This window comes from Burkholderia cepacia (assembly GCF_001039005.1).
Taxonomy (GTDB): Bacteria; Pseudomonadota; Gammaproteobacteria; order Burkholderiales; family Burkholderiaceae; genus Burkholderia; species Burkholderia theae.
In genome coordinates, this window is the sequence record NZ_LDWR01000045.1 from 183,290 (window position 1) to 205,987 (window position 22,698).

The 22,698-nt window shown below is 64.2% G+C and carries 24 protein-coding genes; 16 read left to right on the plus strand and 8 right to left on the minus strand.

Annotated elements, in window-relative coordinates; translation table 11 throughout:
• Positions 1-9: 9 nt before the first annotated feature.
• From nuoI to VL15_RS25855, 13 genes are all read left to right on the plus strand, one after another.
• The gene (gene nuoI / locus VL15_RS25795; RefSeq protein WP_014896508.1) at positions 10-498 is read left to right on the plus strand and encodes an NADH-quinone oxidoreductase subunit NuoI; all 489 of its coding nucleotides are present in this window, start codon (positions 10-12) and stop codon (positions 496-498) included.
• Positions 499-600: 102 nt separating this feature from the next.
• Entirely contained in the window at positions 601-1,251 is a 651-nt protein-coding gene (locus VL15_RS25800) for an NADH-quinone oxidoreductase subunit J (RefSeq protein ID WP_048249365.1), read from the plus strand.
• Positions 1,252-1,268: 17 nt separating this feature from the next.
• Positions 1,269-1,574: an NADH-quinone oxidoreductase subunit NuoK gene (nuoK, locus tag VL15_RS25805; RefSeq protein WP_048249367.1), complete on the plus strand. Its 306-nt coding sequence runs from the start codon at positions 1,269-1,271 to the stop codon at positions 1,572-1,574.
• Positions 1,575-1,591: 17 nt separating this feature from the next.
• Complete coding sequence (gene nuoL, locus VL15_RS25810) at positions 1,592-3,646, plus strand: NADH-quinone oxidoreductase subunit L (protein ID WP_048249369.1); 2,055 nt, start codon at positions 1,592-1,594, stop codon at positions 3,644-3,646.
• Positions 3,647-3,663: 17 nt separating this feature from the next.
• The gene (locus VL15_RS25815) at positions 3,664-5,154 is read left to right on the plus strand and encodes an NADH-quinone oxidoreductase subunit M (RefSeq protein ID WP_048249371.1); all 1,491 of its coding nucleotides are present in this window, start codon (positions 3,664-3,666) and stop codon (positions 5,152-5,154) included.
• Positions 5,155-5,190: 36 nt separating this feature from the next.
• Entirely contained in the window at positions 5,191-6,645 is a 1,455-nt protein-coding gene (gene nuoN, locus VL15_RS25820; RefSeq protein WP_193099487.1) for an NADH-quinone oxidoreductase subunit NuoN, read from the plus strand.
• Positions 6,645-6,941, plus strand: a complete 297-nt coding sequence (locus VL15_RS25825; protein WP_048249373.1) for a DUF2818 family protein — start codon at positions 6,645-6,647, stop codon at positions 6,939-6,941. The genes nuoN and VL15_RS25825 overlap by 1 nt, the downstream gene beginning before the upstream one ends.
• A gap of 40 nt (positions 6,942-6,981) precedes the next feature.
• Positions 6,982-7,572 (plus strand): NUDIX domain-containing protein, encoded by a 591-nt coding sequence (locus VL15_RS25830; RefSeq protein WP_048249375.1) that lies wholly within the window; start codon positions 6,982-6,984, stop codon positions 7,570-7,572.
• Between the two features lie 136 nt (positions 7,573-7,708).
• The gene (locus VL15_RS25835; protein WP_043188814.1) at positions 7,709-8,131 is read left to right on the plus strand and encodes a DUF1178 family protein; all 423 of its coding nucleotides are present in this window, start codon (positions 7,709-7,711) and stop codon (positions 8,129-8,131) included.
• A gap of 104 nt (positions 8,132-8,235) precedes the next feature.
• The gene (locus tag VL15_RS25840; protein WP_048249377.1) at positions 8,236-9,432 is read left to right on the plus strand and encodes an acyl-CoA dehydrogenase family protein; all 1,197 of its coding nucleotides are present in this window, start codon (positions 8,236-8,238) and stop codon (positions 9,430-9,432) included.
• A 71-nt stretch (positions 9,433-9,503) separates the two neighbouring features.
• The gene (locus tag VL15_RS25845; RefSeq protein ID WP_048249378.1) at positions 9,504-10,637 is read left to right on the plus strand and encodes an acyl-CoA dehydrogenase family protein; all 1,134 of its coding nucleotides are present in this window, start codon (positions 9,504-9,506) and stop codon (positions 10,635-10,637) included.
• Between the two features lie 38 nt (positions 10,638-10,675).
• Entirely contained in the window at positions 10,676-11,137 is a 462-nt protein-coding gene (locus VL15_RS25850; protein ID WP_048249380.1) for a MaoC family dehydratase, read from the plus strand.
• Positions 11,134-11,610, plus strand: coding sequence for a MaoC family dehydratase (locus tag VL15_RS25855; protein ID WP_048249382.1), 477 nt, complete (start codon positions 11,134-11,136; stop codon positions 11,608-11,610). The genes VL15_RS25850 and VL15_RS25855 overlap by 4 nt, the downstream gene beginning before the upstream one ends.
• A gap of 47 nt (positions 11,611-11,657) precedes the next feature.
• On the opposite strand, the gene VL15_RS25860 is transcribed toward VL15_RS25855, so the two are convergent.
• Complete coding sequence (locus VL15_RS25860) at positions 11,658-12,350, minus strand: glutathione binding-like protein (protein WP_048249383.1); 693 nt, start codon at positions 12,348-12,350, stop codon at positions 11,658-11,660.
• A gap of 464 nt (positions 12,351-12,814) precedes the next feature.
• Entirely contained in the window at positions 12,815-13,606 is a 792-nt protein-coding gene (locus tag VL15_RS25865) for an oxepin-CoA hydrolase, alternative type (RefSeq protein WP_048249385.1), read from the minus strand.
• A gap of 202 nt (positions 13,607-13,808) precedes the next feature.
• Here VL15_RS25865 and VL15_RS25870 point away from each other — a divergent pair, with 202 nt between their 5' ends.
• On the plus strand, positions 13,809-14,465 hold the full coding sequence (locus VL15_RS25870; protein ID WP_048249387.1) for a glutathione S-transferase: 657 nt from the start codon (positions 13,809-13,811) through the stop codon (positions 14,463-14,465).
• A 42-nt stretch (positions 14,466-14,507) separates the two neighbouring features.
• Here the strand turns inward: VL15_RS25870 and VL15_RS25875 are convergent, their stop codons facing one another.
• Both VL15_RS25875 and VL15_RS25880 read right to left on the minus strand, forming a co-directional pair.
• On the minus strand, positions 14,508-15,680 hold the full coding sequence (locus tag VL15_RS25875; protein WP_048249389.1) for a pyridoxal phosphate-dependent aminotransferase: 1,173 nt from the start codon (positions 15,678-15,680) through the stop codon (positions 14,508-14,510).
• A gap of 33 nt (positions 15,681-15,713) precedes the next feature.
• Positions 15,714-16,211 (minus strand): putative toxin-antitoxin system toxin component, PIN family, encoded by a 498-nt coding sequence (locus VL15_RS25880; protein WP_048249392.1) that lies wholly within the window; start codon positions 16,209-16,211, stop codon positions 15,714-15,716.
• Positions 16,212-16,268: 57 nt separating this feature from the next.
• Between VL15_RS25880 and yaaA the strand changes: the two genes are divergently transcribed.
• Positions 16,269-17,051 carry a peroxide stress protein YaaA gene (yaaA, locus tag VL15_RS25885; RefSeq protein ID WP_048249394.1) on the plus strand — a complete coding sequence of 261 codons (783 nt, stop codon included), beginning with the start codon at positions 16,269-16,271 and terminating at the stop codon, positions 17,049-17,051.
• Between the two features lie 137 nt (positions 17,052-17,188).
• Positions 17,189-18,343 carry a M14 family metallopeptidase gene (locus VL15_RS25890; RefSeq protein ID WP_048249396.1) on the plus strand — a complete coding sequence of 385 codons (1,155 nt, stop codon included), beginning with the start codon at positions 17,189-17,191 and terminating at the stop codon, positions 18,341-18,343.
• 79 nt (positions 18,344-18,422) lie between these two features.
• Here VL15_RS25890 and VL15_RS25895 read toward each other — a convergent pair whose 3' ends face one another.
• The 4 genes from VL15_RS25895 to VL15_RS25910 form a co-directional block, all read right to left on the minus strand.
• Positions 18,423-19,070, minus strand: a complete 648-nt coding sequence (locus VL15_RS25895) for a BspC domain-containing protein (RefSeq protein ID WP_048249398.1) — start codon at positions 19,068-19,070, stop codon at positions 18,423-18,425.
• 139 nt (positions 19,071-19,209) lie between these two features.
• The gene (locus VL15_RS25900) at positions 19,210-19,884 is read right to left on the minus strand and encodes an energy-coupling factor ABC transporter permease (RefSeq protein ID WP_048249400.1); all 675 of its coding nucleotides are present in this window, start codon (positions 19,882-19,884) and stop codon (positions 19,210-19,212) included.
• Positions 19,885-19,959: 75 nt separating this feature from the next.
• The gene (locus VL15_RS25905; RefSeq protein ID WP_048249402.1) at positions 19,960-20,796 is read right to left on the minus strand and encodes a response regulator transcription factor; all 837 of its coding nucleotides are present in this window, start codon (positions 20,794-20,796) and stop codon (positions 19,960-19,962) included.
• A 210-nt stretch (positions 20,797-21,006) separates the two neighbouring features.
• Positions 21,007-22,224, minus strand: coding sequence for a DUF2863 family protein (locus VL15_RS25910; RefSeq protein ID WP_048249404.1), 1,218 nt, complete (start codon positions 22,222-22,224; stop codon positions 21,007-21,009).
• Positions 22,225-22,698: the final 474 nt, after the last annotated feature.

Below are 22,698 nucleotides of genomic sequence, written 5' to 3' on the forward strand. Positions count from 1 at the left end.
GACGAAATCATGACGGCTATCCAACACTTCTTTAAGACCTTCTTCCTGACCGAGCTGCTGAAAGGGCTCGCGCTGACCGGTCGTTACACGTTCAAGCGCAAGGTCACCGTGCAGTTCCCGGAAGAGAAGACGCCGATCTCGCCGCGCTTCCGCGGGCTGCACGCGCTGCGCCGCTACGAGAACGGCGAAGAGCGCTGCATCGCGTGCAAGCTTTGCGAGGCCGTGTGCCCCGCCATGGCGATCACGATCGAATCGGAAACGCGCGCGGACAACACGCGCCGCACGACGCGCTACGACATCGACTTGACGAAGTGCATCTTCTGCGGTTTCTGCGAAGAGAGCTGCCCGGTCGATTCGATCGTCGAGACGCAGATTCTCGAGTACCACGGCGAAAAGCGCGGCGACCTGTATTTCACGAAGGAAATGCTGCTCGCGGTGGGCGATCGCTACGAGAAGGACATCGCTGCGGCAAAGGCTGCCGACGCGCCGTATCGTTGATTGTGTTTGCAGTGCCGGCCCGAAGCACGGGCCAGCCGCCGCGACGGGTGCGGGCGTCCCGCAAGCCGCGCCTGACTATGGCCTAACGATGAACCGGTAATCATGGAATTCACGACCGTACTGTTCTACATCTTCGCGCTGCTCCTGGTGGTATCAGGGCTGAAGGTGATCACTTCGCGCAACCCGGTGGCGTCTGCGCTTTTCCTTGTGCTGGCGTTCTTCAACGCCGCCGCGATCTGGATGCTGCTGGAAGCGGAGTTCCTCGCGATCCTGCTGGTGCTGGTGTACGTGGGCGCCGTGATGGTGCTGTTCCTGTTCGTCGTGATGATGCTGGACATCAACATCGACTACCTGCGTCGCGACTTCAAGCGCTTCGTGCCGATGGCGACCGTGGTCGGCGCGATCATCGTGATCGAGACCGCGCTGATCCTGTGGCGCGGCTACGGCGACACGCACACCGTGCACGCGATGGCGACGGGCGAAATGGCCAACTGGTCGAACACGCGCCTGATCGGCAAGGTGATCTACACCGACTACATCTTCGCGTTTGAAATCGCCGGCCTCGTGCTGCTGGTCGCGATCATTGCCGCGATCGGGCTGACCGAGCGCAAGGGCAAGGACAGCAAGCGCCAGCGTGTGTCGGATCAGGTCAAGGTGCGCCGCGACGACCGCGTGCGCCTCGTGAAGATGGACGCCGAGAAGCCGGAGCCGGAAGCGGCGCAGAGCGAAGCCGGTTCGGGCAACAACGGCTAAGCGGAGAAAAGAAAACCATGTTGACTCTTGCTCATTACCTCGTGCTCGGCGCGATTCTGTTCGCGATCAGCATCGTCGGGATTTTCCTGAACCGCCGCAACATCATCATCATCCTGATGGCGATCGAACTGATGCTGCTGGCGGTGAACACCAACTTCGTCGCGTTCTCGCACTATCTCGGCGATATACACGGCCAGATCTTCGTGTTCTTCGTGCTGACTGTCGCCGCAGCGGAAGCCGCGATCGGTCTCGCGATTCTGGTGACCCTGTTCCGCAAGCTCGACACGATCAATGTCGAGGATCTCGATCAGCTCAAAGGTTAATCTCAGGCTACGCTGTTATGTCAACGACACTCAATGAAAACCTGCTGCTGGCGATTCCGCTCGCTCCGCTGGCCGGCTCGCTGATTGCGGGGCTGTTCGGGAACGCAGTCGGGCGCAAGGGCGCACACCGGATCACGATCCTCGGCGTGATGATCGCGTTCCTCCTGTCGGCGAAAGTCTTCCTCGACGTGATGGGCGGCGCGAGCTTCAACGCGACCGTCTACGAATGGATGAACGTCGGCTCGCTGAAGCTCGAAGTCGGCTTCCTCGTCGATTCGCTGACCGCGATGATGATGGTCGTCGTGACCTTCGTCTCGCTGATGGTGCATATCTACACGATCGGCTACATGGCGGAAGAAGACGGCTACCAGCGCTTCTTCTCGTACATCTCGCTGTTCACGTTCTCGATGCTGATGCTCGTGATGAGCAACAACTTCCTGCAGCTGTTCTTCGGCTGGGAAGCGGTGGGTCTGGTGTCGTACCTGCTGATCGGCTTCTACTTCACGCGTGAGAGCGCGATCTACGCGAACATGAAGGCGTTCCTCGTGAACCGCGTGGGCGACTTCGGCTTCCTGCTCGGCATCGGCCTGCTGCTCGCGTTCGCCGGCTCGATGAACTACGGCGAAGTGTTCGCGAAGCGCGCCGAGCTCGCAAGCCTGCACTTCCCGGGCACCGACTGGGGCCTGCTGACCGCCGCCTGTATCTGCCTGTTCATCGGCGCGATGGGTAAATCGGCTCAGTTCCCGCTGCACGTGTGGCTGCCGGACTCGATGGAAGGCCCGACCCCGATCTCGGCGCTGATTCACGCGGCGACGATGGTGACGGCCGGCATCTTCATGGTGGCGCGCATGTCGCCGCTGTTCGAGCTGTCGGACACCGCACTGTCGTTCATCATGGTGATCGGCGCGATCACGGCGCTGTTCATGGGCTTCCTCGGCATCATCCAGAACGACATCAAGCGGGTGGTCGCGTATTCGACGCTGTCGCAGCTCGGCTACATGACCGTCGCGCTCGGCGCGTCCGCTTACCCGGTCGCGTTGTTCCACCTGATGACGCACGCGTTCTTCAAGGCGCTGCTGTTCCTCGGCGCGGGCTCGGTGATCATGGGCATGCACCACGACCAGGACATCCGCAACATGGGCGGCCTGCGCAAGTACATGCCGATCACGTGGATCACGTCGCTCGTCGGCTCGCTCGCACTGATCGGTACGCCGTTCTTCTCGGGCTTCTACTCGAAGGACTCGATCATCGACGCGGTGAAGCTGTCGCACCTGCCGGGTTCGGGCTTCGCGTACTTCGCGGTCGTCGCGAGCGTGTTCGTCACGGCGCTGTACTCGTTCCGCATGTACTTCCTGGTGTTCCACGGCGAAGAGCGTTTCCGCAAGCCGAAGCATCCGGAATCGCCGATGGGCATGGCGGCCGCGCACGGCCACGACGACCACGGCCATGGCCACGGTCATGACGACCACGCGCACGAACCGCACGAGACCCCGTGGGTCGTGTGGGTGCCGCTCGTCCTGCTGGCGATCCCGTCGGTGATCATCGGTGCGATCGCGGTCGGCCCGATGCTGTTCGGCGACTTCTTCTCGCACGGCGTTGCGTTCGACAAGGTGATCTTCATCGGCGAAAACCATCCGGCGCTGGCCGAGATGGCCGAGGAGTTCCACGGCTGGGTGGGCATGGGCCTGCACTCGGTGTCGGGCCTGCCGGTCTGGCTCGCGCTCGCCGGTGTCGTCGTCGCCTGGTTCCTGTACCTGAAGCGTCCGGAGCTGCCGGCGTCGATCCGCCGCGCGTTCGGCCCGATCTACACGCTGCTGGACAACAAGTACTACATGGACAAGATCAACGAGGTCGTGTTCGCCCGCGGTTCGGTGGCGATCGGCCGCGGCCTGTGGAAGGAAGGTGACGTCGTGGTGATCGACGGCCTCGTCAACGGCAGCGCCCGGTTCATCGGCTGGTTCGCCAGCGTGATCCGCTTCCTCCAATCCGGTTACATCTATCACTACGCGTTCGCCATGATCATCGGCATGCTGGGGCTCCTGACCCTGTTTGTAACGCTCGGCGGCAAATAAGGCGGGGGGACAACTTAATGCACGCTTTTCCGATTCTGAGTACCGCGATCTGGCTGCCGATCGTTTTCGGCCTCCTCGTGCTTGCGGTGGGTAACGACAAAAATCCGGGGACGGCCCGCTGGGTCGCGCTGATCGGTTCGCTGCTCGGCCTCGCGGTCACGATTCCGCTGATCACGGGCTTCGATTCGAGCACGGCCGCGCTGCAGTTCGTCGAGAAGTCGACCTGGATCGAACGCTTCGACATCTCGTATCACCTCGGGGTCGACGGCATCTCGATGTGGTTCGTCGTGCTGACCGCGCTGATCACGGTGATCGTCGTGATCTCCGCCTGGGAAGTGATCACCGAGAACGTCGCGCAGTACCTCGCGGCTTTCCTGATCCTGTCCGGGATCATGATCGGCGTGTTCTCGTCGGCCGACGGCCTGCTGTTCTACGTGTTCTTCGAGGCGACCCTGATCCCGATGTACATCATCATCGGCGTGTGGGGTGGCCCGAACCGCGTGTATGCGGCATTCAAGTTCTTCCTGTACACGCTGGCCGGCTCGCTGCTGATGCTGGTCGCGCTGATCTATCTGTACACGGAAACGCACTCGTTCGACCTCGCGACGTGGCAGAACGCGAAGATCGCGATGACGCCGCAGATACTGCTATTTATCGCGTTCTTCCTCGCGTTCGCGGTGAAGGTGCCGATGTGGCCGGTGCACACCTGGCTGCCGGACGCGCACGTGGAAGCGCCGACGGGCGGCTCGGTCGTGCTGGCCGCGATCATGCTGAAGCTCGGCGCGTACGGTTTCCTGCGCTTCTCGCTGCCGATCACGCCTGACGCGAGCCATTTCCTGGCCCCCGTCGTGATCACGCTGTCGCTGATCGCGGTGATCTACATCGGCCTCGTCGCGATGGTGCAGGCCGACATGAAGAAGCTGGTCGCGTATTCGTCGATCGCGCACATGGGCTTCGTCACGCTCGGTTTCTTCATCTTCAACCAGCTCGGCGTTGAAGGCGCGATCATCCAGATGATCTCGCACGGCTTCGTGTCGGGCGCGATGTTCCTTTGCATCGGTGTGCTGTACGACCGCGTGCACTCGCGCCAGATCGCCGACTACGGCGGCGTCGTCAACGTGATGCCGAAGTTCGCGGCGTTCGCGATGCTGTTCTCGATGGCCAACTGCGGCCTGCCGGGTACGTCGGGTTTCGTCGGCGAGTTCATGGTGATTCTCGCGGCCGTCCAGTACAACTTCTGGATCGCATTCGGCGCCGCGTTCACGCTGATCCTCGGCGCGGCCTACACGCTGTGGATGTACAAGCGCGTGTACTTCGGCGCGGTTGCGAACGATCACGTCGCGAAGCTGAAGGATATCGGCCGTCGCGAATTCGTGATGCTGGCCGTGCTTGCCGCGTTCACGCTGCTGATGGGCCTGTATCCGAAGCCTTTCACCGACGTGATGCACGTTTCCGTGGAAAACCTCCTCTCCCATGTCGCGCAGTCCAAGCTGCCGCTGGCGCAGTAATCGCGAGCGGAGGAACTCAAGATCATGAACGCTCCTATGAATGTCCTGTTGCCTGACGCGCTGGTGATGGCTGCCATCGTCGTCGCATGGCTGAACGACACCTTTACCGGTGCCTCAGGCCGTCGCCTGACCTATCTGATCGCGGTCGTATCGTCGGTCGTCGCCGGCGTGTGGTTCGCCGTGCAGGCGCTCGACCCGCAGCAGTACTACTTCTTCTCGAAGATGATCGTCGTCGACTCGTTCGCGAGCATGATGAAGGCGGTCGTGTCGTTCGGTTTTGCGGTCTCGCTCGTTTATTCGCGCAAGTACCTCGAAGATCGCGACATGTTCCGCGGCGACGTGTTCCTGCTCGGCATGTTCTCGCTGCTCGGGCAGCTGGTCATGGTGTCGGGCAACAACTTCCTGACGCTGTACCTCGGTCTCGAACTGATGTCGCTGTCGCTGTACGCGGTCATCGCGCTGCGCCGCGACGCCGCGCAGTCGAGCGAAGCAGCGATGAAGTACTACGTGCTGGGCGCGCTCGCGTCGGGCTTCGTGCTGTACGGCATCTCGATGCTCTACGGCGCGACCGGCTCGCTCGAGCTGGGCGAGGTGTACAAGGCGGTCGGCGGCAACACCGACGCAGCCGTGCTGATGTTCGGCGTGATCTTCATCGTCGCCGGTATCGCGTTCAAGCTCGGCGCCGTGCCGTTCCACATGTGGGTGCCGGACGTCTACCAGGGCGCACCGACCGCGATGACGCTGTTCGTCGGCGGCGGCCCGAAGGTTGCCGCGTTCGCGTGGGGCCTGCGCTTCCTGGTGATGGGCCTGCTGCCGCTCGCGCAGAACTGGCAGACCGCGCTCGTGATCCTCGCCGCGCTGTCGCTGATCGTCGGCAACATCACGGGTATCGTCCAGCGCAACATCAAGCGGATGCTCGCGTATTCGGCGATCTCGAACATGGGCTTCGTGCTGCTCGGCCTGCTCGCGGGCATCGTGAAGGGCGACGCGGCGGCACCGGCGAACGCATACAGCTCGGCGATGTTCTACGCGATCGTCTACCTGATCACGACGCTCGGCTCGTTCGGCGTGGTGATGCTGCTCGCGCGCCGCGATTTCGAAGCCGAAACGATCGACGACTTCAAGGGCCTCAACAAGCGCAGCCCGGTGTTCGCGTTCGTGATGATGGTCATGATGTTCTCGCTGGCGGGCATCCCGCCGACCGTCGGCTTCTACGCGAAGCTCGCCGTGCTCGAGGCGACCGTCAACGCGGGTCTCACGTGGCTGGCCGTGCTGGCCGTGATCACGTCGCTGTTCGGCGCGTTCTACTACCTGCGTATCGTGAAGCTGATGTACTTCGATGCGCCGCAGGATTCGACGCCGATCTCGGGCGATTTCTGCAAGCGCACGATCCTCGTGCTGAACGGCCTTGCGGTCGTCGTGCTCGGCCTGATCCCGAGCCCGCTGCTGACGGCCTGCCTGCAGGCAATCCGTCACACGCTGCCGCTGTAATGTCGGCAGCCGGCTGGTTTATCGTGCTGTTGGCGCTCGTGTGCGCCAACGTGCCGTTCCTGAACCAACGCCTCTTCGCCGTCGTGCCGTTCGGCGCGGCGAAGAAGAGCGCGTGGGTGCGGATCGGCGAGCTGATCGTGCTGTATTTCATCGTCGGTGCGCTCGGCTTCTGGCTCGAGTCGCGCGCCGGCAACCGCTTCGAACAGGGCTGGCAGTTTTACGCGATCACGTTCAGTCTTTTCATCGTGTTCGCGTTTCCCGGCTTCACGTTCCAGTATCTCGTCAAACGACGCTGACGGCTCCGGCCGTCCGTCGTGCTCAATCTTGGAGCCGCCGATGGCCGAACTACCCAATCACGACGCCGCACTGACCGAAACCTGCCTCGAGAGCGAGGCGATCTTCGACGGCGCGTTCCTCAAGCTCAAGCGCGACACCGTCCGCCTGCCGGACGGCAAAAAGGCCCTGCGCGAATACGTGCAGCACCCGGGCGCGGTGATGGTGATCCCGTTGTTCGACGACGGCCGCGTGCTGATGGAAAGCCAGTTTCGCTATCCGATCGGCAAGGTAATGGCCGAATTCCCGGCCGGCAAGCTCGACCCGAACGAAGGCGCGCTCGCGTGCGCGGTGCGCGAACTGCGCGAGGAAACGGGTTACACGGCACGCGAATACGTGTTCCTGGCCCGCATTCACCCGATCATTTCCTATTCGACCGAATTCATCGACCTGTACCTTGCGCGCGGGCTGACCGCGGGCGAGCGCAAGCTCGACGAAGGCGAATTCCTCGAGACCTTTACCGCGACGCAAGCCGACCTGCAGGAATGGGTGCGCACGGGGCAGATCTCCGACGTGAAGACGATCATCGGCACGATGTGGCTCGACAAGGTGCTGTCCGGCACCTGGCCGCTCGGCCCGGTCCTGACGCCCTGAGCGCGGCGTCAGCGGCGGGTGGGGCGCCGCGTTACAATCCGGTGGCGCGGCCCTTCCGCGTTGCGCGATCGGGATTTAGCACGATCGTTCACAAAACCTTTTTTTGCGCTACACTCGCGACACGCCCTGATTCAGCATGAAGGTCCTCGATTTACAGTGCCCGCACGGTCATCGGTTCGAAGGCTGGTTCGCTTCCGCCGATGAATTCGAAGCGCAGTTGTCCCGCAAGCTGGTCGAATGTCCGGTGTGCGGGACGACCGAGGTCAACCGTCTGCCGTCGGCGCCGCGCCTGAACCTGTCGGGCGCGACGCAGGCACAGCCGGCCGATCCGCGTGCGCTGCAGGCGCAGGTGATGCGCGCGCTGCGCGAGGTGCTGGAGAAGACCGAGAACGTGGGCGAGCGCTTCGCCGAGGAAGCGCGGCGCATCCATTACAACGAGGCGCCGGCACGCAGCATTCGTGGCGTCACGACGCCGGAAGATGCGCAATCCTTGGCCGAAGAAGGCATCGACGTGATGCCGCTGCCGATTCCCGCCGCGCTGAAAGAACCGCTGCAATGACGTACGCAGTGGGTCCTTGCCCGGCCGGACGGCCGTGGCGAGCGTCTGCATGGGACCGGAGTAACCGCTAAAGCGCTAACTCCGGTCGACAGGAGACACTGCGCATGGATCTGGATTATTCCCCCGCCGACGACGCGTTCCGCGTCGACGTTCGCGCCTGGCTCGAGGCCAACCTGCCTCACGCACTGCGCGCCAAGGTACTCGATCACAAACGACTCGACCGCGAGGATTTCGCGAGCTGGCACCGGATTCTCGGCCAGCGCGGCTGGTCCGCGCCTGCCTGGCCGGTCGAATACGGCGGCCCAGGCTGGAATGCGACGCAGCGACACATCTGGGATGAGGAGTGCGCGCGGATCGGTGCGCCGACCGTGCTGCCATTCGGCGTGTCGATGGTCGCGCCGGTGCTGATGAAATACGGCAACGAAGCGCAGAAGCGTCATTATCTGCCGCGCATTCTCGACGGTTCGGACTGGTGGTGCCAGGGTTACTCGGAGCCGGGTTCCGGATCCGACCTCGCGTCGCTGCGCACGCGCGCCGAGCGCCACGGCGACCACTACGTCGTTAATGGCCAGAAAACCTGGACGACGCTCGGCCAGTACGCCGACATGATGTTCTGCCTCGTGCGCACCGATCCGGACGCGAAGAAACAGGAGGGTATCTCGTTCCTGCTGATCGACATGAAGACACCCGGCATTACGGTGCGCCCGATCGTCATGCTCGACGAAGATCACGAGGTCAACGAGGTGTTCTTCGAGGACGTCAAGGTGCCGGTCGAGAATCTCGTCGGCGACGAGAACCGCGGCTGGACCTACGCGAAATACCTGCTTGGCCACGAGCGCACCGGCATCGCGAGGGTTGGCGCGTCGAAGCGCGAACTCGCGTTCCTGAAGCGCGTGGCGTCGAACCAGCGCAAGAACGGCAAGCCGTTGCTTGCCGATCCCGTGTTCGCCGCGAAGGTCGCGGCGCTCGAAGTCGAGTTGATGGCGCTCGAGGTGACGGTGCTGCGCGTCGTCAGCCGCGAGACGAGCGGCAAGGGGCCGGGCCCCGAGGCGTCGATGCTGAAGATCAAGGGTACCGAAGTGCAGCAGGCGCTCACCGAGTTGATGGTCGATGCGATCGGTCCGCTCGCCGCGCCGTTCGACGTGCCGTTCCTCGACGGCGAGCGCGAGCACAGCATCGCGGGCGACGACGATGCGGCGCCGCTTGCCGCGTACTACTTCAATTACCGGAAGACGTCGATCTACGGCGGTTCGAACGAGATCCAGAAGAACATCATCGCGCAGATGATTCTGGGTCTGTGAGCCGGGGCGATCGTGATGCATGGGATCAGAGTAAGTGCTAAAGCGCTAACTCTGATCGACAGGAGACAGCGATGGATTTCAGCTTTACCGATGAGCAGCAGCAGTTCGCCGACGCGCTGCACCGTTATCTCGGCGAGCAATATGGCTTCGATGCGCGTCAGGCAATCGTGCGCAGCGACACGGGCGTGTCGGACACGCAATGGAGCGCGTTCGCGGAACTGGGGCTGACCGCACTGCCGGTGCCGGACGCACACGGCGGCTTCGGCGGCGGCCCGGTCGACATGCTGGTCGTGATGCAGGCGCTCGGCCGCGCGCTCGTGATCGAGCCCTACTGGGTAACGGCGGTCGGCATCGAGGCATTGCGCATCGCAGGCTCCGGCGCAGGCGAGGATGCCGCGCTGCTGGAGGCGGTCGCGCAGGGGCAAAAGCGCCTGGCGGTTGCGTTCCACGAACCGCATGCGCGCTACGACCTGTTCGAGCTCGACACGCACGCACACGAGCAGGGCGGCACGTATCGGCTGACCGGCATCAAATCGGTCGTTCAGCACGGCGCACAGGCGCACGCGTGGATCGTGCCTGCGCGCGTCGACGGCGGCGGCATCGGCCTTTTTGTCGTCGAACGGGATGCAGCGAACACGCAGGTGGTCGACTACCGGACCATCGACGGCCAGCGTGCCGCGACGATCGAGTTCAACGAGACGCCTGCACGACTGCTGACGGGCGGCGCACGCGACGCGGCGGCGCTCGAGCAGGTTGCCGATTACGCGACGTTCCTGCTGTGCGCGGAAGCAGTCGGCGCGCTCGACGAACTGAATCGCGCCACGGTCGAATACACGAAGACGCGCGAGCAGTTCGGCGTGCCGATCGCGCGTTTCCAGGCGCTGCAGCACCGGATGGTCGACATGCTGATCCATGCCGAGCAGGCGCGTTCGCTGACCTACCTGGCGGCGGTGCGCTACGCGAGCGGCGACGCCGATGCGCGACGCAAGGCCGTGTCGGCCGCGAAAGCGCGCGTCGGCGCGGCCGCGCGCTTCGTCGGCCAGCAGGCCGTCCAGTTGCACGGCGGCATGGGCGTGACCAACGAGGTGGCCGCCGCGCACCTGTTCAAGCGGCTGTCGATCATCGAGACGACGCTCGGCGACACCGATCATCATCTTGCCCGCATCGCGGCACTGCCCGATTTCGCGCAGGCCGACGCGGCATGACGGCGACGCGCGAGCGCGTCAGACCAGGAGACACACAAGTGGGTATCAGTTACGAAGATCTGGTGGTCGGCAGCACCATCGAAGTGGGTCGCTACACGTTCGAGCCCGACGACATCAAGGCGTTCGCGCAACGCTACGATCCGCAGCCGTTCCACCTCGACGAGGAGGCCGCGAAGTCGTCGCCGTTCGGCGGGCTCGTCGCGAGCGGTTGGCATACGTGCTCGGTGTTCATGAGCCTGCTGATCAAGAAGCTCGGACCGGACTCGACCAGCATGGGCTCGCCGGGCATCGACTCGATTCGCTGGCTCAAGCCGGTGCGCTCCGGCGACACGATCACGATGTACCAGAAGGTCCACGACAAGCGCGTTTCGGAGAGCAAGCCCGATCGCGGCATCGTGTCGACGGAGTGGATCGGCGTCAACGGCGGCGGCGAGACAGTGATCACCGTGCACAGCAAGGTGATCTTCGGGCTGCGCCATCCGGGAGGCACGAACGCATGACCGACGCGACATTGCCGCTGATCGCATCGGCGCAGGCGCTGCAGGCCCGTGTCGGCGCGGAGCCGCTCGCGAGCGGCTGGATCGCGATCGACCAGCATCGCGTCGACGGGTTCGCCGACGCGACCGGCGATCATCAATGGATTCACGTCGATCCCGAACGCGCGCGGCGCGAGTCGCCGTTCGGCGGGCCGATCGCGCACGGGTTCCTGACGCTGTCGCTGATTCCTGCGTTGATGACCGACGCGATGCGCTTCGAGCAGAGGATGGGCGTGAACTACGGACTGAACCGCGTGCGGTTCCTGAAGCCGGTGCCGGTCGGTGCGCGCGTGCGCGCGCTGTTTGCGGTGAAGGAAACCGCCGAGGCCGCGCAGGGCGGCGTGCAGGTGACCTGGTCGGTGTCGATGCAGGCCGAGCGTCCCGACGCGCCGTTGCTGGTTTGCGCGGCTGAATTCATCACGCTGCATTACTTCTGAAACGCGGGGCGGCATGCACGGTTGCCGCTCCGCCCGTCACGCGCGGGTCAGTGCTTCGCGTATTGTGTCGCGCCGAACAGCACCTCGCGCGCCTTGTCGTCCTGCAGCGCCTTGCGCATCGACGCGAGGACTTCGACGCCGCGCTGCACGGCCGGCCGAGCGGCGATCGCCTCGTGCCAGCGTTTCACGTTCGGCAACTCGTCGAGCACGATGCCCTGGTTCTGCCACGAGCGCGTCCACGGGAACGTCGCAATGTCCGCGATCGTGTACGCGTCGCCCGCGAGATATTCGGATTCGCCGAGGCGCTTGTCCATCACGTTGTAGAGGCGCTTCGCTTCGTTCGTGTAGCGGTTGACCGCGTACTCGATCTTCTCCGGCGCATATAGCCGGAAGTGGTGCGCCTGCCCGAGCATCGGGCCGATACCACCCATCTGGAACATCAGCCACTCGAGCGTCGCATAACGCGCGGCCGGTTCGGTCGGCAGGAACTTGCCGGTTTTCTCCGCGAGGTAGATCAGGATCGCGCCCGATTCGAACAGCGAGATCGGTTTGCCGCCGGGGCCGTCTGGATCGGCGATCGCGGGGATCTTGTTGTTCGGGCTGATCTTCAGGAATTCGGGCTTGAACTGGTCGCCCGCACCGATATCGACCGGATGGGCACGATAAGCGAGGCCGGTTTCCTCGAGCATGATGTGCACCTTGTGGCCGTTCGGTGTCGCCCAGCTATAGACGTCGATCATCGTCAACTCCTTGGTTGCATGCGCGAAAGCGGCGCCGGCAGCGCGCCGCGGCAGGCGGTCATTAGAGCATGGATCGACGCGGGCTGCTGGCGACGGAAACGTGCCCGCGGAGGCATCCGCGCGGGCGAGCGGGAGACCGTCGCCGACGTTGCGCGCGGCTTTCGCTAACGCACCTTCTGCGCGTATTGCCGCGTCGATTCGCCGCTGAATCGCTCGACGATCAGCGAGCCCGCGAACCCGTCGATCGGTGCGGCGAGCCGGTGCGATATCGCCTCGACGTCGAAGCGCTGCTGCTTGTCGACGGAGGCTGTGCCTTCGAATGCCGCGTAGTCGGCACCGTGTTGCGCAGGCTCGTTCGCTTGCGTCGTGGTGCCGTCTCGATGCCGATGCGCGGCTCAGGGTTGCGTGGATTGCAGGTACGGGTGATACAGCACTTCCTTCGTCGTGTTGGGGGGCGCGGAGAATCAGCGCTTGTAGCGGGGCTGGCGTTTCTCGAGAAATGCGGTGATGCCTTCGAGCCCGTCCGCATGATGCAGCGATGCGACGAAATGATCGCGCTCGGTGCCGAGATGCGATTCGAGCGGCTGCATCGTCGCGTCGTCGAGCAACGACTTGATGCGCGTGAGCGCATTCGGCGAGATGCCGGCGAGGGCATCGGCCCATGCCAGTGCGTCGGTCAGTGCCGAGCCGGGCACGGCGAGCCGGTTGACGACGCCGAGCGCATGGAGGCGTTCGGCCGCGACCGGCTTGCCTTCGAACAGGATCTCGGCCGCGATCGCACGCGGCAGCGCGCGGGCGAGGAACCACGAACCGCCGCCGTCGGGCGTCAGGCCGACGCGCGCGTACGACATCACGAACTTCGCATCGTGCGCGGCGACGATCAGGTCGCACGCGAGCGCGAGCGAGAAGCCGGCGCCGGCCGCAGCGCCTTCGACCGCCGCGATCACCGGCTTCGTCGATGCGCGGATCGCCGTCACCCATGCGCCGAGCTGATCGATGCTGTCGGCCTGGTAGGACGGATCCTTCGAGCGGTTGTCGAGCAGCCGGTTCAGGTTGCCGCCTGCGCAGAAGAAGCGATCGGCGCCCGTCAGCACCACCGCGCGAATCGCGGGATCGCGCTCGGCAGTGGCGAGTGCTTCGACGCCGGCCGCGTACATGTCGGGATGCAGCGCGTTGCGCGCGCCGGGATTGGATAGCGTGAGGACGAGCGTTGAATCGCTCTCGGGCGGACGCGAGGCCAGCAGTTCAGCACTCATGCGAGCGTGTCTCCATCGGATGGCGGGGCTGCGGCGCCGCGCGTGTCGTGCGGACAGGCGAGGCGGTTGTTGCAGCGGATGTATTGTTGTCGTGACGGATGCAAAACTTGCTTTAGACTAGCACGAACGTGCTTTTCAGCACGACGTATCCCGATGCGGCCGGCATCGTTGCGGCCGCGCTCCAGCAAGGAAGGAGACTCCGATGCTACAGCTGTGCGGTATCCCGTTGTCCAACTATTACAACAAGGTGAAGTTCGTCCTGCTCGAGCACGACATCCCGTTCGAGGAGTCGGTGTGCGGTTTGCCGATCAGCGATCCGGCCCAGCTCGCCGATTCGCCGCTCGGCAAGATTCCGTTCCTGAGGACCGAAGAGGGCGCGCTGTTCGAGTCGCAGGTAATCGTCGAATACCTGGCGGCGCGTTATCCCGAGAAAGCCATTTTCCCGGCGGGGCCGTTCGCGGCCGCGAAGGTGCGCGAACTGGTCGAGACGCTCGAGCTGTATCTCGAATGGATGGCGCGCGAGATCTATACGGAAGCGTTTTTCGGCGGCAAGGTCAGCGACGGAATGAAGGCGCACGTCGAGAAGCGTCTGCCGCGCGCGATCGATGCGTTCAAGCAGATGACGCAGTTTTCGCCTTATGTGCTCGGCGAGTCGTTCAGCCTCGCGGACATCGCCGCAACGATCCATCTGCCGGTCATCGGGATGGCGACGAAGGCCGTGTACGGGCGTGACTTTCTGCTCGACGCAGGCATCGACTGGAAGGCTCACTCGAAGAAGGTCGGCGAGCGCGCTGCCGCGCAGCGCGTGGCCGCCGATCGCAAGGCTTACGTCGAAGCGACCAGCGGCGTGCGCTCGTAAGCGCGATTCCGGCGGGGCGGCACGGGCCGCCCCGTGCGGGACTTACAGGCGGGCGAGCCGCTCGAGCGCGGACGCGAGCGTGCGTTCCTGCTTCGCGAAGCAGAAGCGCACGACGCCCGATTCGTGCGGCTCGTGATAGAACGCCGACACCGGAATCGCGGCCACGCCGATCTCCGACGTGAGCCATTTCGAGAATTCCGCTTCGGGCAGGTCGCTGATCGCCGAGTAATCGACGCACTGGAAGTACGTGCCCGTGCACGGCAGCCGCTTGAAGCGCGTGCGCTCGAGGCCGGCACGGAAGAAGTCGCGTTTCTTCTGGTAGAAGCCGGCGAGCGTCAGGTACGGTGCCGGGTCGCGCAGGTAGTCGGCGAGCCCGATCTGCATCGGCGTGTTCACCGTGAAGACGTTGAACTGGTGGACCTTGCGGAATTCCGCGGTCAGCGCCGCAGGCGCCGCGACGTAGCCGACTTTCCAGCCCGTCACGTGATAGGTCTTGCCGAAGCTCGACACGATGAAGCTGCGCGACGCGAGTTCCGGATAGCGTGCAACGCTTTCGTGGCGCGCGCCGTCGTAGACCATGTGCTCGTAGACCTCGTCGGACACGATCAGCACGTTGGTGCCGCGCACGATGTCCTCGAGCTTGCGCATGTCCGCCTCGCGCCATACGGTACCGGTCGGGTTATGCGGCGTGTTGATCAGGATCATGCGTGTTTTCGGCGTGATCGCGGCCGCGAGACGGTCGAACGGGATCGTGTAGTCCGGCGCCTCCAGCGTGACGAACACGGGCGTGCCGCCCGCGAGTTCGATCGACGGCAGGTAGCTGTCGTAAGTCGGTTCGACGACGATCACTTCATCGCCCGGGTGCACCGCGCACAGGATCGCCGTCAGCAGCGCCTGCGTCGCGCCGGCCGTTACGGTGATTTCGGTGGCCGGATCGTAGCGCCGGCCGTAAACCTGCGCGATCTTGTCGGCGATCGCGTCGCGCAGCGGCGCGACGCCGGCCATCGGCGGATACTGGTTGTGCCCGTTGCGCATCGCGGCCGCGACGGCGTCGACGATGCGCGGATCGCAATCGAAATCGGGGAATCCCTGGCCGAGGTTCACGGCGCCTTTTTCGGCGGCAAGCGCGCTCATGACCGTGAAGATCGTCGTGCCGACGTTCGGCAGGCGCGAGGGGAAAACGGGCGTCGTGGGCATGTCTGAAGGAGCGTTCATCGATACGGTCGAAATCGGGTGGAGTCTGGTGCGTCAGGCCGGCGTGGCCGTGGCGATCGGCGCGGCGTCGAGCGCGCAGGCCTCGGCGAACGGCGCCGGTTGCGCGATCCGGAAGCCAAAGTCGCGTGCGGTGCGCTTCGCGAGCTTCAGCAGCGCACGGTCTTTCGAGACGAGCCATTCGGCCTGCGCGGCGCGGGCGAGTTCGAGAAACTTCTGGTCGTCGCGGTCCTTGCATTTCGGCAGCGGCGGCGCGTCGGCGTCGACGGGCGGCGGTTCGACGAGGCTCGCCAGGCGGGCGACGGTCGCGAGCGCAGCGGCCTTGTCGACCGCGCGCGCCTGGAACTGCGGATAATCGAGCACATACTCGAGCTCCGTCAGGCAGCGGCCGTCGATCACGGCGGCAAGCGTGCCGCGTTCCAGCGCGGCCCGGATCGGGCGCGTAGCGGGGTCGTCGAATACGAGAATGTCGATCCAGACGTTCGAGTCGAGCACGACGCGGTGCGCGGTGTGCGGGGCGAGAGAGCGGGTCATTCGTTACAATCGGTGGTTTTCGTCTGACCGCAAGGCACGGCGTGCCAGCGAGCCTCTATGATAATCGTTCTCTCTCCAGCCAAATCCCTCGACTACGATACGCCTGCGCACGTCCAGTCTTACACGAAGCCTGCATTCGTCGACGACGCATCGGAACTGATCGACGGCCTGCGCAAGCTTTCGCCGCAGGACATCGCGACGTTGATGGATATTTCCGATCCGCTCGCGCGCCTGAATTTCCAGCGCTACGCGGACTGGTCGCCGACTTTTACGCCGGCCAATGCGAAGCAGGCCGTGCTCGCGTTCAACGGCGACGTATATGAGGGATTCGACGCGAAATCGCTGTCGTCCGCCGATCTCGACTATGCGCAGCAGCACGTGCGCGTGCTGTCGGGCCTGTACGGGCTGTTGCGTCCGCTCGACCTGCTGCAGCCGTACCGGCTCGAGATGGGTACGCGCTTCGCGAACGCACGAGGTAAAGACCTGTACGCGTTCTGGGGCGACCGCATCACGCGCGCGCTGAACGAACAGCTCGAGACGCGCAGCGGCGCGGCGCGCGTGCTGGTCAACTGTGCGTCGACCGAGTACTTCAAGTCGGTCAAGCCGAAACTGCTGGCCGCGCCCGTCATCACGCCGGTGTTCGAGGACTGGAAGGGCGGCCGCTACAAGATCATCAGCTTCCATGCGAAGCGCGCGCGCGGCCTGATGGCGCGTTTTATCGTCGAGAACCGTATTACCGAGCCGAAGGCGCTGCAGGATTTCGCGACGGAAGGCTATGCATTCGACGCGGCTGCGTCGAACGATTCGACTTACGTATATCGCCGGCGAGTCGGCGAGTGACCATGCCGGCCGTTCACGAGATGGCCGGCGCATGCATGAGGCCGGGCGGGCGACACACCGCCGGTTTCGGCCGACAGCCTTGCATGGGACCGGAGTAAGCGCTGAAGCGCTAACTCCGGTCGACACAGGAGAGACAGATGACCCTTTCGATCACCAGCAATTTCGACGCAGGCGCAATCGACGTCGTATCGTGCGACAGCCCCGATGCGATTCGGCTGCGCGTACGCGGCGACAGCCGCTCGGAATTCGCGCAATGGTTTTACTACCGCTTGACGGGCGCACGCGGCGAGCGGTGTGTGATGAGTTTCGAGAATGCGGCCGAATGCGCGTATCCGTCCGGCTGGCGCAACTACAGCGCGGTAGCGAGCTACGACCGGGTCGACTGGTTCCGCGTGCCGACGACGTTCGACGGCAAGACGATGACCATCGACCATACGCCCGAGTTCGACAGCATCTACTACGCGTATTTCGAACCGTACTCGGAAGAACGTCACGCGGCGTTTCTCGGCGCGGTCCAGCAGTTGCCGCAGGCGAGCGTCGTCGAACTCGGCCGCACGGTCGAAGGCCGCCCGATGTCGCTGCTGACGCTCGGCACGCCGGAAACCGACGGTGAACCGAAGAAGAAGGTGTGGATCATCGCGCGCCAGCATCCCGGCGAGACGATGGCCGAGTGGTTCGTCGAAGGCCTCGTCAAGCGTCTGGCCGGATGGGGCGACTGGGCTGGCGATCCGGTCGCGCGCAAGCTCTACGATCGCGTGACGTTCCACATCGTCCCGAACATGAACCCGGACGGCAGCGTGCACGGCAACCTGCGCACCAATGCGGCAGGCGCGAACCTGAACCGCGAGTGGATGGCGCCCGATGCCGAGCGTAGTCCCGAGGTGCTGGCCGTGCGCGACGCGATCCACGCGATCGGCTGCGACATGTTCTTCGACATTCACGGCGACGAGGATCTGCCGTACGTGTTCGTTGCCGGTTCGGAGATGCTGCCGAGCTTCACCGAGCAGCAGGGCAAGGAGCAGACCGCGTTCATCGACGCGTTCAAGGTGGCGAGCCCCGACTTCCAGACCGAGCACGGCTACGCGGCGAGCAAGTACAAGGAAGACGCGCTCAAGCTTGCGTCGAAGTACATCGGCCACCAGTTCGGCTGCCTGTCGCTGACGCTCGAGATGCCGTTCAAGGACAACGCGAACCTGCCCGACGAGCGGGTCGGCTGGAACGGCGAGCGCAGTGCGGCGCTCGGCGCGGCGATGCTGGCCGCGATCCTGGTGCACGTCGACGCGTTCGCGTAAGCGCACCGTCGTCGTACGAAAAAAGCCGGGGCATCCTGCGATGCCCCGGCTTTTTTTCTGTCGTTGCCGCGTCGTCGTATCAAGACTTCTTCGTGGTTTTCTTCTTCACGACCTTCTTCTGGCCGCTCGATTTTTTCGTTGCGACAGCCTTCTTGCCGGTGCGGCCCGATGCCTTGACCTTGCCTCGGTGCGACTTGCCCTTGAACTTCTTCGTCGAAGACGTTGAGCGTTCGACGCGCGGCTTCAGCGGCGGAACGGGATCGTTCCAGCTGAACGCGAGCATCTGCTGGCCGACATAGCCGCAACGGAATTTCAGCGGCGTCGCGTCGCCGCCGTCATTGTGGATGCCGAGTCCGTCGACCGTGACGATGTTGTCGACCTTCACGCGCTGCTTGCCCTGGTCGAACGAGTCGTTCCACGGCGTGATCGTCGCGTTGCCGCTGTCGAATGCGTTCGGCGCGAAGTCGACACGGTCGAAGGCCGACGATGTGCTGGCGATGAAGCTGCCGTGCGCCGCACAATCGGCGGCGAGCGGATCGGCATGCATTTCGTTGACGAATTTGTTGATCAGTTCGGAGCGCTGGTCGAGCAGGTCGGCGAACACCGGTGTCGGAAGCGCAAGCGACAGGCCCGCGATGCAGGCTGCCAGCTTGCCGAGCGCCCGGAAAATCCGGAGCGAGGCAGGTGAGCTGTCCATCTGGTTATTGGTGAGGAGCGAATGAGACATCGGGCACGTATAGATGCCCGATGAAGAACAGGAGTTCAATCTTAGCGTAAAAAAGTTGTGCGGCAGTAGACGGCATATTCTCCCGCGCCGCGGAAGAGGCCGCCGGCACGTGTTGACACAGCCACGATCGGAAGGGAATTCAGGCGCGCGGGCCGCCGAGGCGATAGCGCCGGACGTCGAAGGTCGTGACCCACGCGGGGCGATAGACGGCGATGAGTGCTGTCGCCATGCCCGTGAACCACGCTTCGCCGAGCGCGAGCAGCGCCGTGTTCAGCAGATAGCCGGCCGGAATCACGACGGGCACGCCATCCGCGAGCGCGAGCTGGACACCGGCCGCGGCAGCCGCGACCGCGATGATCGCGATGGCCGGCGACAGGAATCCCTGGCCGGTGATGAACGATGCGAGATTGTGCGGCAGCCATGCGAGTGCGGCGCGCTGCAGCAACGCCGACACGGCGACAGGCAGCGCACCGTAGATCAGATAGGTCAGGCCAATGCCTTGCCACGGCGCGTCGAAGATGATCGCGGCAACCGCCGTGACGGCGCCCATTGCGATCAGCGCGAGTGTCCAGTCGAACAGCGTGACGAGCAGCGTTGCGCCAAGCAGATGCATGACGATGCCGTCTTCGAGCCAAGCATTCGAGGCCCAGAGGACTGCGATCGCGGTGACGAGCGCGAGCCACACGTGCTGGAGCGTGGCGTCCTGCAGGCGCACGAAGGGGCGATTCCAGATCGCGAGTGCGAGCAGGGCCGCGGCGGCGATCCAGCCACCGATGCCAATCCAGAGCGGAAGCGGTGTGAAAAGAAAACCCATGCGTTCATATTACTCGTTGAGCATCAAAGGTGGGAATCCGCACATACCGACCGTCGCAATATCGAGACTGTTTGCCTAGCGTTCGCGCCGGAACCGCGCCGGCGGCTCTGCGGCGAGTGGCAGGTCTTGCGTACCGGCATTCGCGGCCGGCAACGGGTACGGATGGTCGTTCCGTTGCGTCCGCTGTGGAGCCGGACCGTGTTCGCCGATGGCCGGCTTGCGCGCGCGGCTGCGGTTCGCCAGCAGCACCTCGAGGTGGGGCGACAGCCAGCCGTTGTAGATCGCGACCGCGGCGGCGCGGTTCGCGGCGCCAAGCTGCTGGAAGATGCTGGCGAGGTGGATCTTCACGGTACCTTCGCTGATGCCGAGCGTACGGGCGATCATCTTGTTCGTGCTGCCCATGTGGACGAAGCGCATGATCTGCGCTTGTCGCGGCGACAAGAGGCCGCTCGGCGGGCGGCGGGGCAGCGAGCCGGCAAGCGTCTGGAAATGCGCATCGTGGCGGACCGCGGCCGTGGAAGGCAGCAGGCTGAGGGCGATCGGCGGGATGTAGTGACCGCCCAGCAGCACCATCTCGAGTGCGCGTACGATCAGGTGCGGCCGCGTGGAGTGCGGGATCACGCCCGCGACACCGTAGTTGAAGAAGCGCTGGATGGATTCCGGTGACGCTTCGTCGACGAGCACGGCGGCGGGTGTCGGCGAGCACGCGCTGCACAGCGCCTGAAGCTCGCTGAGCCGGCCGACGTCCAGCCAGTCGATCGCGACGAGGTCGAAACGCTGGGTGCGCAGCAGCCGGCGCGCCTGGAAGCCGTCGGGCGCATCGTTGATGCTGGCGTGACGGTCGATCTGCCGCAACAGGGCCTTCAGTCCGTCACGCCGCTCGGCGTCTGAATTGAGCACCAGGAACCGCATATTCAACCTCCTAAGGTGAGTCATTGATTTGCCGTCGGTCATGCCTTGGGTCTGATGATGACAAAGACCTTACACGATGTCTGCTTGGCTGAAAGGCTTAGGAAAAGTCTGAAAATTCGGGCGGCGGAATAGCGGACAAGAAAAAAGCCGCTCCGGCGGGAACCGGGAGCGGCTTCGGGCGGGCAGGCCGGGTGGGCCCGCGGCGCGGGGTCAGTGGAAGTGCGGTTGGGCGGGCGACGCGTCTTCCGGCATTTCCGCGTGGACGATTTCGCCGAGCGGATCCGCGTAGAGCGGCACGCCGCAGTCGTCGCAGTATTCGGGCTCGAAGCGGCCGGCGTGCCTGCGGACGTCGGTTACGCCGCATTCCTTCAGCAGGCTCACGATTTCCTCGACCGGCCCTTCGATCGGTGTCTCGCCTTCGAGCGTTGCGCTGTCGATCGACACGTCGCCGTTTTCGCGGCCGTAGAGCGGCCACACGACACCGTAGATCACATCGTTGCTGGCACGCCGCGTGAAGCCGACACGATATTCGTCGATACGGCGTTCGCCGAAGCCGGCGACCACCGCGCGGAGTTCCTGCGGTGCCACACCAAGTGTGTCGAAAAGATAACGAATGGCGGTTCGCACCGTGTGCGGACGGATGCGTTCGTCCGCATCCCGGCACGCCGAGTAGTACGCGTCCGGAAGCAGGCATTCGAACTCGCAGCCGGGCAGTGCGATCGACAGGTTCGGGCCGCCCTGGGCCGTCCATTGCTCGAGGCACTGGCCGCGTTCGATCCGGGTGCCGCCTTCTTCTTCCTGCCAGCGGAACAGCGACGCGCCGACGGGCGCGGCGACGACGGCGAGCAGGAAGCGCGGGTCGGCGAGGATCGGCGAGGTTTCGGGCAGGTCGCCGAAGCTGAGCTTGGGCGTGTGCTGGGTGATCGCCGAATGCGCGAGCTGCTGGGCAAGTCGGTAGGTTTCGACGTGGTGCCGCGGCAGCTGGTCGATGCTGTAGAGGAACGGCGCAAGCCCGACGAGCGTGCCGTTCGCAAGGACGTGGGCCTGCAGGTGCGTTCGCAGCGCGTCGGCAACGTCGCTCTTGAGCGGGCCCGACGGAATCATGTAGCGCGTCCAGGCGAGCACCGGGACGGCGACCAGCAGCGCGTCGTACGGCTGGCCGTCGTGCTCGATCACCATCGACTCGCTATGGGTCTCGGCCATGTCGGCGAGTGCGCCGTAGGCATCGGGATGATTCTGCTGGAGATGGTCGAGCGCTGCGTCGAGCGTGGTCTGGTTGCCGTTGCGGACAATCTTGGCGAGCAGCGCATCGAGCTTCGCTTCCCAGAAGCGATCCTCGATGCGGCTGCCCGAGGCGAAGAGCGCAAGCGACAGACCAACCAGTTTGTCGGCGTCGGGGGGGAGGCGTTTGGCGATTCGCTGGCGCATATTAAAGACGTATATAGAAAGAGGCGAAGAACCTCACATTCTAGTCCGTTCTTTGCACCATAAGCGGTCTCGTGCCCAGGCATGGCCGGACGGCCGAATGACGGCTTTTGTAAAAAAGTTGCTTCAAACCCCTTGCGCGAACGACGTGGGGTGCATAGAATCACGCCTCTTTCGCGCTAACGGAAACGCAGCGCGGGAGAGGGAAGCGGTGCGGTTGGGGTGCGGTGGTAACGAGCCCTGGCAGCACTCGAAGATGGACCCCGCAGTCGCAACGAAGTAGTTAAAAAGTTGTTGACGAACTGCGAAACACGGTTCATAATCTCGCTTCTCTGCTGCTGAAAACGCAGCGCTGCTGAGAAACACGAAGTTCCTCGCAGATTGCTCTTTAAAAATTAACAGTCGATAAGTGTGGGCGCTTGATGGAAGCGAGCTGATCCTCGGATCAGATAGCGAAAGTATCAAGAGTCTCACACT